Annotated in this window: 13 protein-coding genes and 1 pseudogene; 9 read left to right on the forward strand and 5 right to left on the reverse strand. The window is 44.0% G+C overall.

Features of this window, described 5'->3' with window-relative positions; all coding sequences use genetic code 11:
• The 6 genes from IQQ51_RS26750 to IQQ51_RS06460 form a co-directional block, all read left to right on the forward strand.
• The coding region (locus IQQ51_RS26750; RefSeq protein ID WP_228012707.1) for a PrpF domain-containing protein at positions 1 to 772 on the forward strand (772 nt) is incomplete at its 5' end.
• A gap of 118 nt (positions 773 to 890) precedes the next feature.
• Positions 891 to 2,795: a propionyl-CoA synthetase gene (locus IQQ51_RS06440; protein WP_193840628.1), complete on the forward strand. Its 1,905-nt coding sequence runs from the start codon at positions 891 to 893 to the stop codon at positions 2,793 to 2,795.
• A 147-nt stretch (positions 2,796 to 2,942) separates the two neighbouring features.
• The gene (locus tag IQQ51_RS06445) at positions 2,943 to 3,389 is read left to right on the forward strand and encodes a hypothetical protein (RefSeq protein WP_193840629.1); all 447 of its coding nucleotides are present in this window, start codon (positions 2,943 to 2,945) and stop codon (positions 3,387 to 3,389) included.
• A 237-nt stretch (positions 3,390 to 3,626) separates the two neighbouring features.
• Positions 3,627 to 4,028, forward strand: coding sequence for a glycine zipper domain-containing protein (locus IQQ51_RS06450; RefSeq protein ID WP_017062298.1), 402 nt, complete (start codon positions 3,627 to 3,629; stop codon positions 4,026 to 4,028).
• A gap of 215 nt (positions 4,029 to 4,243) precedes the next feature.
• Positions 4,244 to 4,723, forward strand: a complete 480-nt coding sequence (locus tag IQQ51_RS06455) for a GNAT family N-acetyltransferase (protein WP_009846623.1) — start codon at positions 4,244 to 4,246, stop codon at positions 4,721 to 4,723.
• 86 nt (positions 4,724 to 4,809) lie between these two features.
• Positions 4,810 to 6,222 carry a bifunctional NUDIX hydrolase/phosphatase PAP2 family protein gene (locus IQQ51_RS06460; RefSeq protein ID WP_193840630.1) on the forward strand — a complete coding sequence of 471 codons (1,413 nt, stop codon included), beginning with the start codon at positions 4,810 to 4,812 and terminating at the stop codon, positions 6,220 to 6,222.
• A 100-nt stretch (positions 6,223 to 6,322) separates the two neighbouring features.
• Here IQQ51_RS06460 and IQQ51_RS06465 read toward each other — a convergent pair whose 3' ends face one another.
• Positions 6,323 to 7,132, reverse strand: a complete 810-nt coding sequence (locus IQQ51_RS06465) for a Cof-type HAD-IIB family hydrolase (protein ID WP_048606866.1) — start codon at positions 7,130 to 7,132, stop codon at positions 6,323 to 6,325.
• A 184-nt stretch (positions 7,133 to 7,316) separates the two neighbouring features.
• On the opposite strand from IQQ51_RS06465, the gene queE reads away from it, so the two are divergent.
• Together queE and queC are read left to right on the forward strand one after the other, a co-directional pair.
• A complete protein-coding gene (gene queE, locus IQQ51_RS06470) occupies positions 7,317 to 7,985 on the forward strand; it encodes a 7-carboxy-7-deazaguanine synthase QueE (protein ID WP_322632740.1) in 669 nt (222 codons plus the stop codon).
• Positions 7,986 to 8,043: 58 nt separating this feature from the next.
• On the forward strand, positions 8,044 to 8,739 hold the full coding sequence (gene queC / locus IQQ51_RS06475; RefSeq protein WP_017063822.1) for a 7-cyano-7-deazaguanine synthase QueC: 696 nt from the start codon (positions 8,044 to 8,046) through the stop codon (positions 8,737 to 8,739).
• Here queC and IQQ51_RS06480 read toward each other — a convergent pair.
• The 4 genes from IQQ51_RS06480 to IQQ51_RS06495 form a co-directional block, all read right to left on the reverse strand.
• Positions 8,699 to 10,726: a diguanylate cyclase gene (locus IQQ51_RS06480; protein ID WP_193840631.1), complete on the reverse strand. Its 2,028-nt coding sequence runs from the start codon at positions 10,724 to 10,726 to the stop codon at positions 8,699 to 8,701. The genes queC and IQQ51_RS06480 overlap by 41 nt on opposite strands.
• Before the next feature lie 162 nt (positions 10,727 to 10,888).
• Entirely contained in the window at positions 10,889 to 11,239 is a 351-nt protein-coding gene (locus IQQ51_RS06485) for a DUF2750 domain-containing protein (RefSeq protein ID WP_017062305.1), read from the reverse strand.
• A 135-nt stretch (positions 11,240 to 11,374) separates the two neighbouring features.
• Positions 11,375 to 11,992: an OmpA family protein gene (locus tag IQQ51_RS06490; protein WP_059020346.1), complete on the reverse strand. Its 618-nt coding sequence runs from the start codon at positions 11,990 to 11,992 to the stop codon at positions 11,375 to 11,377.
• Positions 11,992 to 13,299 carry a TolC family outer membrane protein gene (locus IQQ51_RS06495; protein WP_228012708.1) on the reverse strand — a complete coding sequence of 436 codons (1,308 nt, stop codon included), beginning with the start codon at positions 13,297 to 13,299 and terminating at the stop codon, positions 11,992 to 11,994. The genes IQQ51_RS06490 and IQQ51_RS06495 overlap by 1 nt, the downstream gene beginning before the upstream one ends.
• A gap of 402 nt (positions 13,300 to 13,701) precedes the next feature.
• Between IQQ51_RS06495 and IQQ51_RS06500 the strand changes: the two are divergent.
• Positions 13,702 to 14,279 (forward strand): annotated as a pseudogene (locus IQQ51_RS06500) (hypothetical protein); the annotation flags it as partial.

Genomic DNA, 14,279 nt, shown 5'->3' on the forward strand with positions numbered 1-14,279 from the left:
AGTATGGCAAGTGAACATAGAAAAAACCATTATTGTTCATGTGCCTATCGCTGATGGAGAAGTCAAAGAGTTGGGTGACTTTGAACTCGATGGTGTCACTTTTCCCGCTGCTGAGATCCAAGTTGATTTCCTAGATCCAGCCGATGCGAGTGGCTCTATGTTCCCAACAGGGAATATTGTCGATTTCTTAGATGTTCCAGATCTGGGTTGCATCAAAGCGACATACATCAATGCAGGAATACCGACCATTTTTGTTGATGCTGAATCGGTTGGTTATCAAGGTACAGAGCTTCAATCGGATATTAACAGTGATTCAAAAGCCTTGGCTCTGTTTGAGTCCATCCGAGCACATGGTGCGGTTGCGATGGGACTTATTGATTCCCTAGAGCAAGCTGAATCACGCCAGCACACTCCTAAAGTCGCGTTTGTTGCTAAGCCTCAAGCTTATCAAGCTTCCAGTGGTAAATCGGTTGCTGTTGAAGATACTGATCTTCTGGTGCGAGCTTTGTCTATGGGGCAATTGCACCACGCCATGATGGGTACGGCTGCGGTCGCCATTGCTTCAGCGGCCAGTGTTCCGGGTACGTTAGTTAACTTGGCAGTCGGTGAGGGTTCCCGAGATTTTGTGACTTTTGGTCATCCATCAGGAACCTTAAAAGTGGGTGCTAAAGCGATACAAGGCGAAAGTGGGTGGAGAATTGAGAGGGCGATTATGAGTCGTAGTGCCCGAGTGATCATGGAAGGTGCCATTCGTGTGCCTTTTCCCAAGTAAAGCGATTGTCGTGAACGGTTAAATGTTCACGAACACTACGCTGAGAAAAGAGTGCACCCAAGTGACACTGCTAAAAGCTAGTTGCTTGGACAAATGGATAAATCATGGAGGAGGCACTATGTCTGCTACGAATCGAATGAACAGAAAAACCGATTATATCACCGAGTATCAATGGGCTAGGGAAGACCCCAATTCGTTCTGGGAAACACAAGCACAAGCGATAGATTGGTTTGAACCACCAAAAACGATATTACAAACTGACGATAACGGTATTGAGCGTTGGTTTCCTGATGGGGTAATGAACACCTGCTGGTTGGCGCTGGATTATCATTGTGAAAATGGGCGAGGTGATAATACCGCGCTGATTTACGACTCTCCAGTTACTGGAACTCAATCCTCGTACACTTATAATCAATTGCGAGACCAAGTGGCTAAAGTCGCAGGTATGTTAGCGACGCAAGGCGTTACCAAAGGCGACCGTGTGGTGATCTACATGCCAATGATTCCTGAAGCGGCGATGGCAATGTTGGCGTGTGCACGACTAGGCGCGGTGCATTCGGTGGTGTTTGGTGGTTTCGCCCCTCATGAGCTTGCCGTTCGAATTGAAGATGCCGAGCCCAAGGTGTTGATTACTGCATCCTGCGGTGTGGAGATAAACAAAGTTCTGCCATATAAGCCGATGGTTGATCGAGCGATCATTGACAGTCGCTGGAAGCCCGAGAAAGTAGTGGTATTCCAAAGAGAGCAGTCTCTAGCCGAATTGAACAATGAACGCGATGTACTTTGGCAACAAGCGGTTAACGATGCTTTGCCTCACGTATGTGTGCCTGTTCTAGCGACTGACCCACTATATATATTGTATACATCAGGGACGACGGGTAAGCCAAAAGGCGTGGTGCGCGATAATGGTGGTCATGCGGTTGCCATGAAATACTCGATGAGCACTATCTACGATATGCCGCAAGATGGTGTGTTTTGGGCGGCTTCTGATGTCGGCTGGGTAGTGGGGCATTCCTACATTGTGTATGCGCCATTGATTCATGGTTGTACGACCATTTTGTTTGAAGGCAAGCCAGTCAGAACGCCAGATCCCGGCGCTTTCTGGCGTGTGTGTGAAGAGTACAACGTCGATGTGTTGTTTTCTGCGCCAACCGCATTCAGAGCAATCAAGAAAGAAGATCCTGAAGGCGAGTTGCTCACCAAGTATGACTTATCATCGCTCAAGTCGATTTTCATGGCTGGCGAGCGCTTAGACCCGCCAACATTGGATTGGGTTGAGTCTCATACCAATAAACCAGTTATCGATCATTGGTGGCAAACAGAAACAGGTTGGGCCATTTCCGCCAATCCAACAGGGCTGGAATCTTTGCCAGTGAAAGCGGGTTCCTCCACTAAACCTGTTCCGGGTTACCAAGTGGAGATTCTCAATGAACTCGGTGAAGTCGCCCAACCTAATCAACAAGGATTTGTGGCTCTTAAACGCCCGTTGCCACCCGGTTGTCTACCAACGGTTTGGCGTAATCATGATCGATTTGAGTCTGGCTATCTGAGCCAATTCCCAGGCTATTACGTTTCGGGTGATGGCGGCTATCTTGATGAAGATGGGTATCTATTTATCATGGGTCGTATTGATGATGTGATAAACGTGGCGGGGCATCGTCTGTCGACGGGAGAAATGGAAGAGATCGTCGGTGGTCACCCAGCCATTGCAGAATGTGCGGTAGTCGGCATTCACGATGACTTAAAAGGGCAGCTACCGCTGGGCTTAGTTGTGTTAAAAGATGGCGTCAAAGTCGATGGCACTGAGTTACAAGCGGAGTTGGTTGGCAAGGTTCGTAATGAGATTGGCGCGGTAGCCTGCTTTAAGCAAGCTTTGGTGGTTGAGAGACTCCCTAAGACACGCTCTGGTAAGATTTTACGTAGAACGATCCGGCAGATCGCAGAAGGTGAACAGTATGTGGTGCCTTCGACGATTGACGACCCAACCAGCTTAACGGAAATTGCTGAAAAGCTCGGTAAATAAGTTTTGTTGTTTAGGTAATCTGATCTTCGGCTTGTTGCTTTATACATAAGCCAGCGTGATGGTTTACCTAAACGCCAGTTTATTCATCTGCTTATCCATTGCGTTTACTATGACCTCATTATGAATCCCACATATTGAGGTCTTTTTATGCGAGCTTACTTTTTGTTGATTGCTTTACTGGTTAGTGGTGCTGCTAGTGCCAGTATTTCAAAGGATGAAGCGAGTAGAGCGTTGTTAGAACCTTTGAGTCATCCCAAGGTATTTAAATGTGTATCAAAGACTGGAGTCGATCTCTATCAAGCGGTTTTTGATATTGGTGTGGGATATGAAGCCGACCCGATCAACTCGAAGATGATCGTTAATTCAAGGAAAGGCCGCTACGAATATCAAATCCTAGGCGCGGTAAGGTCTGAAAGAGCCGGTGAAATTGTCGTGTTGACTCGTCATGTGGGAGACGGTGTTAAAGTTGCCGCGATGATTGATGACGAAAATGGCAAGATACTGGGGATCGGCGATAAAAATCATTATCGAGATTGCGGTGTTAGGCCACCACCTAGCGCAGAAAACATGCAAAACTTTTGGTCCAAAGGCTAAGAGCGACATGTGAAAGACAAAATTTATTGAGAAAGCGCGATTGAGGCGACCTTATTGGTCGCCTTTTTGTTGGTGAGGATAAAGCGAGCTCAAAGCTATATATCATTAATAAGTTATGTGATGGCTGAATAATATATAGCTGAACATGATGTATCGTCTAAACGTGGCTTTATTTATCTCATTAACGGTTCTGCTTAAGATGGCTCTACTCCAAACGATGAACTAAGCGAGACTCCTATGAAATTCACTAAACCTTTCCTTTTAGCGACACTGATTGTGACTCTTTCTGGTTGCGCATCACCAGCAATGGATAACGAAAATGAGAATGCTGCACGTAATCGTGGTGCGGTGGGTGGTGCTTTATTGGGAGCGACAGCAGGCGCTCTAACTGGAGATGCGAGTTTAGCGGTGAAGGGCGCTGCATTAGGTGGCGTGACCGGTGGCGTTGCGGGTTCAATGAAAGATACGGACGATGCAAGAAACGCACAACGAACCCAAGTTACTGCTGATGGTCTAGCGCAAGACAATCGCACCGATGCAGAAAAACGAGTTGCTGAAGTTGAGGCTGAAATTAAGCTTATTGAATTGGAACAACAACTTGCTGATCTCAAAGAAGAGAAAGAAGATAACGGTGCATAAAGTTGAAACTACCGCAAAAGCCACAGCCAAAACCATAGCTTCGATATTCGTTTAATTCAAAATCATTCAAACAGAATGGCCACGTAATGTGGCCGTTTTTGTATCTAAAATACACACTTCAAACAATGAATTAATTCAATAACTTGTATAGATACTCACGCCAAGTAAACTAGACTCAGTTTAGATATTAATTTGGTTTGAGAAGCGCAATAGTCATGAATGTAACCTTAAGGGCCGCAAAGCACGCGGATTTGGAACAACTTAACGAGTTAATGTTCGATCTCCACCATCATCACCACCTTGCTAGCCCAGAGCACTTTAAAACGGCAGAAGAGATTGAGCAGGAAAAAAGCATTGCACGATACTTGGATGATCCTGAATGTTTGGTTTATGTGGCATTAAAAGGTGAGCTCATTGTTGGTTTTATCTCTGGGCATTTTTGTGAGCTTATCTCTACGGTGAGCAAACCAGTGCCGATGGGGAGTGTCGATGAGCTGTTTGTCTTGCCTGATTATCGAAAAGAATCAATTGCTGAAAAGTTGTTTAACAAGGTTGAAAGTACTTTTGATGATTACGGGGTTGAACAAGTCTTTGTAGAAGTGTGGGACTTTAATTCACCTGCCAAGGACTTCTATCAAAAAATGGGGTTCACACCTCACATTCAATGGATGAGGAAGGCTTTGCACAAAACGTAGACAGCGATTTTGTGCGGCTTTGATTACACTAGGCGTGATGCATTAGCAGTCTCAAATTTCTTCTATTATTTTTTTAGGTAAACTCGTTGGTTATTCGATATTTATTAGTTTTCATACTGTCTCTTTTGAGTACTACTTCCGTTTGGGCAAACAACACTTTGCCCGATCATATCGCGGGCGCTTTGTGTGTAGTACGAGCTGATAACCAAATAGTGTTGGTTGATGAGTTGATCACAGGTCAATTGTCTCTACCGGGAGGCACTGTTGTTTCAGGTGAGCCGCCAGCCGTCGCGGCGCAACGTGAAACGTGGGAAGAGGCGGGTTTGTCAGTAACGGTCGGTGATGTACTGGGTTATACCGACAGTGCCGTCGTGTTTGATTGTATTTCTGACTCGGAAGTGATCAGTTACAAGGCTCGAAATGAGTTAGGTGGCTTTGAGCTGCCGATTTGGTTTGCTCCTCATTACGGCGTGGAAGTCAGCCGAGCGATGTTACTTCCTCCTACTGAATTACAAGATCACCAATACCGTTATCCAGAACAGTGGTCTGAGATTAACGAGCTGTTTTTATCTGCGACAGATCAACCTGTGACCTATGTAACTGAGCTGGTGGGCGCGGCACCTAAGGTTCATCAAGTTGAATTAAATTGGATTGTGTCACTTCAAAACACATTCGATAAGATGCCAAGCGTGTTTGCGAATACTGTGCTTTTGACTGACTTGTTGGCGAAGCCATGGATCTTCATTGTTATATTACCGCTAATTGCTTGGTACTTTGGCCGTAACTTCGCGTTGAAGTTTGGCTTCACTTTGATCTCGGTGACATTGCTTACTTTGATCGCACATCAAGGTTTTGGTTTTCCACGTCCGCATGCCTACCTGCCAACATTGAAGTTAGTGATGAGCAGTGGGTATAGCTTCCCAAGTCTGTTGGCTGCCTTGTGGGTTAGTTTAACCTTGTTAGTCTTTTGGAAACTAAAGCGCCTCTTGGAGCAAAAAGCTATTCTGGTAGTGCTCGCTGGCCTGCTGTGGATCATGCTATTTAAGTCTTATTCAGGCAGTGCGTTTTTTAGCGATGTATTAATGGGTGGCGTATTAGGCGCGTTAACGATGTGGCATATCGTGAGATTAGACGCGAAACCGGATGTTGATATTAGTGCTTTATTGAGCTCTAAAGGTGTTTGGTGGGCATTGTGCTTACTGTCGATTGTTCTCACGGTGATATGGCCACTGCCAACATTCTCATTCTGGGTGGCGATTTTGATGACGATTGCATGCCTAGTGACGTTAACAGACTCGAAACCTTTGGTTGGTCAGTTCTCATTCAAGATCGTTCTTGGAGTGATGGCTATGTTGTTAGCGGGAAATCTGCTGATTAGCTGGGCTGGAAGCTTTGTCTCTTTCAGCGGTATTGCTTCATTTATTGTTGAAACGTTACGTTTCCCAATCTTGATTCTGTTTGGTGTGGTGGCATTTCGTCTGCCATGGAAAAGAGAGTAAGCGACTCGACTAACACAAAATTTAAAAGGCTGTGCAGTGCACAGCCTTTGTTATTTCTGCAACAAGCAAAAAGTAATTCTCATGAGAGCCTGTTGAGCGTTTATGAGTTGAAGATAAACTTCTCAATCGCGACTGCGACACCATGGTCGTCGTTGCTCGCTGTGATGTGATCCGCCAGTTTCTTGGTTTCTTCCATTGCGTTTTCCATTGCAATGCCAAGGCCTGCGTATTCAAGCATATGGTGATCGTTTTCAGCATCACCCATGCAGATGACTTCTTCCGCTTTAATGCATAAGTGTTTCGCTATCGCTTCAATACCGACACCCTTGTTTGATTTCGGGTTTAGGAACTCTAAGAAGAATGGTGCACTTTGTACGATAGTAAACTGAGTCTTAAGCTCTTGTGGTAACTTGCCGATGATTTCAGTCAGCTTGCTTGGTTCAGCGACAATCATAGTTTTGATGATTTCGTGGTCATCTTCTAGTCGAGAAAAGTCGAACTCGGTAATCTCTAAGCCATTAATACGCGCTTCAATACCAGTGTACTCATTGTTCTCAGGTGTGATTAAGCCGTGGATCTTGCTGAAAGCATGGACATAACCACCAAGGTGTTCAGCGAGGGCAGCAATCTCTTTTGCGGCTTTACCGTTGCTGATCTCACTGTGAATGATCTCTTTTGTCGATACGTTCTGAACCATAGAGCCGTTGTAGAAGAGTACAAAGTCATCTTCGCCGTCAATCGAAAGCTCATCTAATTTGCTTTGCATGCCTTCTAAAGGGCGACCAGAAGCGAGAACCACTTTCACGCCTGCAGCGCGTGCTTTGGCGATCGCGTCTTTGTTCTCTTGAGATATCACTTTTTCACTGTTGAGTAATGTGCCATCCATATCAAGAGCAATCAGTTTGTACATGTTGTTCCTTACTAAAAAATTAAAAGCTAACGAAATCTATGGGCGAAAGGATAAGGGAACTTTAAAGTTCAGGCTAGGGCTTTGATCAACTCATTTATCAGTACTCATTTGTTTGACCAAAAGGGGGAAGTGCTTTAAGGTCTGCGGTTGATTAATTTCATCAAATGATTGAGCTGAGGGAAAGTTGTACAAGATTAATGAAATGTTTGAAACCATTCAGGGTGAGGGCGTGTTTACTGGCGTTCCCGCTGTTTTTGTTCGTCTACAAATTTGCCCTGTGGGCTGTTCTTGGTGTGATACCAAGCAGACCTGGGAAGCGTTGCCAGAAGATGAAACCAGCCTTGGCGATATTATGGTTAAGACAGAAGATTCACCCACTTGGTCAGCAATCGATGCTCAAGGAATCGCGAATGAATATATCAAGCAAGGTTACACTGCTAAGCACATTGTGATTACTGGTGGTGAGCCATGCATTTATGATCTTGTTCCTCTTACTGAAGCATTTGAGCAGCACGGTTGTCGCTGTCAGATTGAGACTAGCGGAACATCAGAAGTTAAAGCCACACCGGATACTTGGGTTACGGTGTCACCGAAAGTGGCGATGAAAGCGAAACTGGAAATCTTAGATAGCGCCTTGCAACGTGCTAACGAAATTAAGCATCCAGTAGGTACAAGCAAAGACATCGAACAACTTGACGGTTTATTGGAGCGAGCAGCAGTTCCTAACGACACTGTTATCGCTCTGCAACCAATCAGCCAAAAAGACCGCGCTACTCAGCTTTGTATTGATACCTGCATTGAGCGCAATTGGCGCTTATCAATACAAACTCACAAATATTTGAGCATCGCATAGGTTGTATTTTTACTGGGCAAGATAAGTCGCTAGTAGAAGGTTCTCGTAAGGATTTAAGATGAAAAAAGCAGTGGTAGTATTCAGTGGTGGTCAAGACTCAACAACGTGTCTTGTTCAAGCATTAAAAGAGTATGATGAAGTTCATGCGATTACGTTTGATTATGGTCAGCGCCATAGACTCGAGATTGAAGTTGCGGAGTCATTGTCGAAAGAGCTTGGTGTGAAAGCGCACAAAGTGATGGATGTGACTCTGTTGAATGAACTGGCTATCAGCTCTTTGACTCGTGACGATATTCCTGTGTCTCATGAGCTGCAAGAGAATGGGCTGCCGAACTCATTCGTTCCTGGTCGTAATATTCTATTTCTAACTCTAGCGGGTATTTACGCTTACCAAATCGGTGCTGAAACCGTGATTACAGGTGTGTGTGAAACAGACTTTTCTGGTTACCCTGATTGCCGTAATGACTTTGTGAAAGCGATGAACTCTGCACTTGTACAAGGTATGGACAAGCAGCTTGATATCAAAACACCGCTAATGTGGTTAAACAAGGCTGAGACATGGGCGCTAGCAGACCAGTACTCAGCACTTGAACTTGTTAGAAACAAAACACTGACTTGTTACAACGGCATTGTTGGTGATGGCTGTGGCGATTGTCCGGCATGTGAACTACGTAAAGTTGGCCTTAACGATTACCTCGGTGATCGCGAAAGCATTATGGCTGAGTTGGTTCGCAAACAGGCTGAGAATAAATAATCTCAGGTAAATCAATCGGTTCGTTATATGCATCAATAATACAGTTTCGACCGTTGCTTTTGGCTTGATAGAGCGCTTGGTCAAGCACTGAATACAAGTCATCAAAGTCACTTAATGCGTTTGAGGTTGCTAGATAAGCAAAACTCGCGGTCACATTAAGTGACTTTTTGCTTTCTGATAAGAAGACAGTACTTGAAATGGCGTAGTGCAACTCTTCAACGCGTTCTCGTACCTCTGTTGGTTTGGTATCGGTTAGCATGATGACAAATTCTTCACCCCCTAAGCGACCAAACAATTCACCATTCACTAAGTGTTTTCTAACTTGATCACTAATGTGGACCAGGGCTCGATCACCAGTAGGGTGCCCATGCTCATCATTAATCTTCTTAAACTTATCGAGATCGAGCAGCACGAGCACATGCTGTTTGTCCGTTCCTTTACAGCGTTTCACTCTTTTGATTCTTCGAATTATCTCAGTTCGGCTATATGCTTTCGTTAAGCCATCAATTGCTGCTTTTGCGCGAACCGTTTTGTTTACCAATACCGTAAAGCTTGCAGCACAAAGCAACAGAATAACAACGATGTTGTACATCCATCTTTGATGTTCCATTTTTTCAATTTGAACACTGTCGAGTTTCGCCTGATGTGTCAGGAAAGAACTCTCGAGTTCCTGCTCATATTTGGCGTGCGTTAAGCCGAGTGCTTCGAGTGCGAGTCGATTATCGATGTCTCTAGCTTCCATTTGTATTGATGAGTATCGCTGGTAGAAATAGAAAGCTTGTTGGTAATCGCCGAGTGATTGATGAATATCAGAAAGTTGCAGAAGTGATTGCGCGATGTATTTATGCCTTGTGACTTGTTCTGCTATTTCTAGCGCTTGTTGAGCATAGTTGAGCGCTTCCGTTGGCAGTTTCTGTTCTTCGAACATATCGCTGATCGCCAAGTAAGCATTGATGCGAATGACATCATTGCTCAGTTCGCTCGAAGCTGAAAGAGACTCGATTAGGTAGGCTCTCGCCAAATCATAGTCTTTCGTTTGAGTGTATGCTTTTCCTAAGCCAAGATTTGTTAGTGCGATACCGTAGCTATGCGACGTTGCGCTCAACAGTGTTCTTGCTGTCTGAAAGTGGTGAATTGCTAGGTCACTTTGCTCTTGGTTAAGGTAGAGATCCGCAAGGCTGTGATGCACTTGTGCTTTCATTAAATCTGAAGCGTTTGCTCTGAGAATGAGAGCTTTATCTAGATACTCCGCCGATTTTTCATATTGCTTTAATTCTTTGAGCAAGTTACCCACATCGTTGTAAACCCCTGAAATATCATGCCCTTGTGGAAACACATTTATTAGGGATAGGTAGGTGTCTAGTGCAGCTTGATAGTCACTGCGGAAATGGTGATTGTTCGCGATGACTCGATAAGTCCCGAATTTTGGTAATACAGGGTCAGCGATGTCATGTAAATCTGACTGAAGGGCAGAGCAGTAATAGTTCGCTTGATGGTATTTAGCTTGCTCGTTAAGCGATCGGCATAGCTGGTATTTTAGTAAGGCTTTTCCAGTTAAATCACCACGAGATTGCATTTTCGCCAAAAGTGTTAGAAAGCCTTGTTGTGCTTGTTCATATTGGCCTTTGCCGTCTTTCATCAGAGCAGAAATAAACGCTGTTTCTATCGCTTGGTAGTCGCTGTCGTTTGAAGTTATTCCGTAAAACGGCTGATCTCGGTGGCTCATGTATTGATACAGAAGAGACGCAAGGTAAAGCTTATCTCCATAAACCGTTGAGCCGATGTAGCGTGTTTGCAGCATGTTTAATGCGCGCTCAGGAGAGTGGTTTAAAGTAGAGAGATAAAGCGCGTTCCAATCAGCATTTGGAGTAGAGCTTAGATTAGAGGTATAGACTGGTGAATTGTGGTCACGATCTGATGTTGATACTTGGCTATAAGAACAAAAGCTAATGAACAGTAGAAAGGTAACAAAAACGAAGTGATTCACAAGAGACGATCAATCAGATAAAGAACGATATTCTATTATTAGTTTGATGTTGCTTCAAATTTTGAATGGTGCGGCTACGAGGTTATGCGAGGTAGGTCTCTAATTTATTGATACTAATCAGAGGTATATCGGTCGCACGGTTCGCGCGACCGATATCGGAAATTAGATGTATAATTTCGCTAGGTCAGAAGGCTCAAGTTCTTTGCCTTCTAATGTTGCATTCCAGTTAGTACCAACAAGAACGCCGTCTTCAGCAAGAGTCAGTAACCAATCTTCTACAAAGATATCTAGTGGAATTTCTAATACTTCGAAGTCAGCCCACTCTTCAACGTTGTGAGTTTGAGCATCTTCTTTTGAAGACCAGAATGGCATCACTTCGCTGTTTTCGAATTCACTTGAGTCACATGCTAGCCAACCTTCTTCGTTGCGAAGGCCCCATACCAGTTTAGTTTCTTGTGTTTCAGAAACGAAAAGTTCTAGATTTGCTTGAGTATCAGCTGTTAGTTTGCTCATGGATTAATTCTCTATGTTGATAACGTGGCAAGATTAACATTATAGACGGCTTAGGTATATGCTATTCAAGGAATTATCACCATACTGAAACGTTAACTTAAGATAACGTTTCAGTATGGCAAAAGCAGGGTACGCCTACTTTTTAATTTTGGTGAAGATGTGCCATTCTTCTTTGATATTACCCTTAAATCCAACAACGGAAGCAACAACTTTTCGATGCAGTGCGTGATTGATTTGAGTGTCATCACTGCTGAATTCAGAATCACCATGACCGACGATGTTGACTCTAGATGGCTGAATACCATTGCTGATTAGCGCTCGTCTTACATGCGATGCTCGTTCTTTAGAAAGCTTTAGGTTGTGTGCCGCGTTACCTACTTTACTGGCATAACCTTGCAATTCAATGCTGGTACTCTCGTAGCGTTTCAAAAACGCAGCCATTTGGCGTATCTGCCCTAGGAAGACAGGGTTTATTTCCGTGGAGTTATTAGCGAAGAGTATATGCAGCTCTTTCTTTTCCGATGACTCGAAATATGATCCACAACCGTCGTTATCGATCTCAGCACCAATTTGTGTATCGGGACATAAATCTCGCGCGTTGATTACACCGTCATTGTCATCATCTTGAAGATCGTAAATTTGAGTAACAGGCGGAAGAGCGCGATATTCGAATTCATCTTCGCTGTTTTCAGCTAAAGCATTGGCAGATACAACCATGAAGCAAAGCGATAATACTGTGTTGGTAAGCTTCATTAATATTCCACCTTTTCATTCCATTCTTCTGGGATCTCAACTCGTAAACCGATGAGTAGGTTACCAGTTGCGTTCATTACGCGATATTTTGCGTATTGCTCGTCATACTTAGCATCTAAATAGCCTTTACGAGCTTCGAATAATTCATTCTCGGTGTTAAGTAAGTCGAGAAGAGTACGTTTACCGATGCGGTATTGTTTCTCATATGAGATTACCGTGTCTGATGCCGAGTCTACGTGGTCAGATAGGAACTCTTTTTGCTGAACCGTTAAATCAAGTGCGCTCCATGAAAGACGCAGACTCTCTTCTACATTGCGATAAGTGCTTTCGCGAAGGTCTTTGGCTTTGTTGAGTTGGTAAGCGGCACTTTCTGCACGGTCTTGATCCGAACCACCGTTGTAAAGGTTGTACCTTAAACGAACCATGGCAGAAAACTCATCGCTGCTGCCTTCTGTACCACCGGCGTCATCACGCCAAGTTTGAGCGGCTTCAAAAGAAACAGTCGGGTAGTTAGTGCTTTTGGATTGCTTGTACTGGAACTTCGCTGAGTCAACATCGGCTTGTGCAATCTTGATTACCGGGTGCTGGTTAAACGCTTTTGCCAACGCACCATCAACGGTATAAGGAATCGCGCCCACATCTGCGCGAGGGAAGGTTAACCCTAACGGAGATTGACCAACAATTCTTTTAAACTGTGTATGTGTATCAAAAAGGTTGTTTTGAGCAGCAAGCAAATTCCCGTGCGCTTTCGCAATACGAGCCTCAACTTGTGACATATCTGCGGTTGAACCAATACCTGATTCCACGCGCTTACGAATATCGTTATATATCTCTTTGTGCGTCGCTAAGTTACTTTCCGAAAGAGAAAGCACTTCATAGGCTTTCACTGCGTCAAGATAAACCTTGGTTACTTCTAAAGCGATGTCTTGCGCGTTAGATAGTAGTTGATAGCGCACAGACTCTGCATCAGCAGCAGTACGGTCGATATCATTGGATGTATTAGCACCATCCCATATTAACTGGGTCAAAGTGATCGTTGCTTCTTTTCTAGTCAGATCGGTGGTGTCTTGGTTGGTTGCTAGATCAGTATGTTCATAACCAATCCCACCATCTAAGTCTATACTTGGTCGATAAGCACCACCAGAAGCGTCGTTAAGATAACGCTTACTGATATATTCGTTATAAGCACTTTTGATTTCAGGGTTGCTTTCTAAAGTAAACGCAACGGCTTGCTCTAAGGTTTGTGCTGTTGTCGGTAAGCTAATACTTATAGCTAACCCCAATGTTGTTATTTGAAGCCTATTCAATTTGCGTCTCCCTAAAATAAGCTCACATCTAAGTATTGAATTTGTGCCGTTATATGCAAAATTTAGATGAACCGCCAAAAAAACCACGATCGCTAAATTGGCGCTCGTAAATGGTTGTGAAAATGTTAACCGATTGGTGTGCGTTTTATGATGATTTTAAGCGCTTCAATCTTGTATTTTTAACTCAATTATTTTTCGCAAACACAATAACTTATATTGTGAATGTGAGCACTTAGATTATTGTGTGATGTGATCACCGTCATTACCTTGTCACTCAGTATGTTAAATGCTCGATACATAACTAGGAATTATATGAGTTTAGATGTTATATTCTAACTAATATTATAAATATAATGTCACTATTTTGACGTTAAAGACAAGAAATGCTTTTTAGGGGTTTATATGGACATGACAACATTGAATTTGGGTGGTGCATTAGCACTTGGCCAGCGCATTGTTATCTCGGTAGATGGTACGATTAAAGTCTTGGAAGAAGGCGAGCCACTACAAGCAGGGGATGTCATTCTTGAATCCCAGGACGGAACCAATGAACCTCAGGTATCTATCAAACGCTTCTCATCTGAAGATGGTGAAGTTGAACTAGACCAAGATATCGCAAATATCTTTGCCGCATTAGAAGAAGGCCAAGACCCGACCGAGCTAGGTGAAGAGTTCGCAACGGCAGCTGGTCAAAACGGTTCAAGTTTGGCTGCTAGCGGAACTATTGAACGTGATGGCGAAGAAACTATTCCTGGTACAGAGTTCGTTACTACGGGCTTTGAAGCGCTGGGCATGTCTCGAACTCAAAGCTTGAGTCTTCTTGATGCTTTTCGCTCGATTGAGCAATCTGGTAGCCAAGGCACAGACAGAGAGACTATCGGTGACACAACAGCTCCAGATGCGCCAACACTGACACTTGATACGGACTCTGGCTCAGCGGCGGATGACTTCTTAACCAACGACGGCAGCTTCACAGTCGG

Source organism: Vibrio sp. OPT18, from assembly GCF_015163615.1.
GTDB lineage: Bacteria > Pseudomonadota > Gammaproteobacteria > Enterobacterales > Vibrionaceae > Vibrio > Vibrio coralliirubri.

Bases quoted from the DNA above. Each gene is read 5' to 3' on its own strand.
- IQQ51_RS06485 (WP_017062305.1), bottom strand. From the start codon at position 11,239: ATGAGCAAACTAACAGCTGATACTCAAGCAAATCTAGAACTTTTCGTT.
- IQQ51_RS06450 (WP_017062298.1), top strand. From the start codon at position 3,627: ATGAAATTCACTAAACCTTTCCTTTTAGCGACACTGATTGTGACTCTT.
- IQQ51_RS06490 (WP_059020346.1), bottom strand. From the start codon at position 11,992: ATGAAGCTTACCAACACAGTATTATCGCTTTGCTTCATGGTTGTATCT.
- IQQ51_RS06445 (WP_193840629.1), top strand. From the start codon at position 2,943: ATGCGAGCTTACTTTTTGTTGATTGCTTTACTGGTTAGTGGTGCTGCT.
- IQQ51_RS06455 (WP_009846623.1), top strand. From the start codon at position 4,244: ATGAATGTAACCTTAAGGGCCGCAAAGCACGCGGATTTGGAACAACTT.
- queC (WP_017063822.1), top strand. From the start codon at position 8,044: ATGAAAAAAGCAGTGGTAGTATTCAGTGGTGGTCAAGACTCAACAACG.
- IQQ51_RS06465 (WP_048606866.1), bottom strand. From the start codon at position 7,132: ATGTACAAACTGATTGCTCTTGATATGGATGGCACATTACTCAACAGT.
- IQQ51_RS06440 (WP_193840628.1), top strand. From the start codon at position 891: ATGTCTGCTACGAATCGAATGAACAGAAAAACCGATTATATCACCGAG.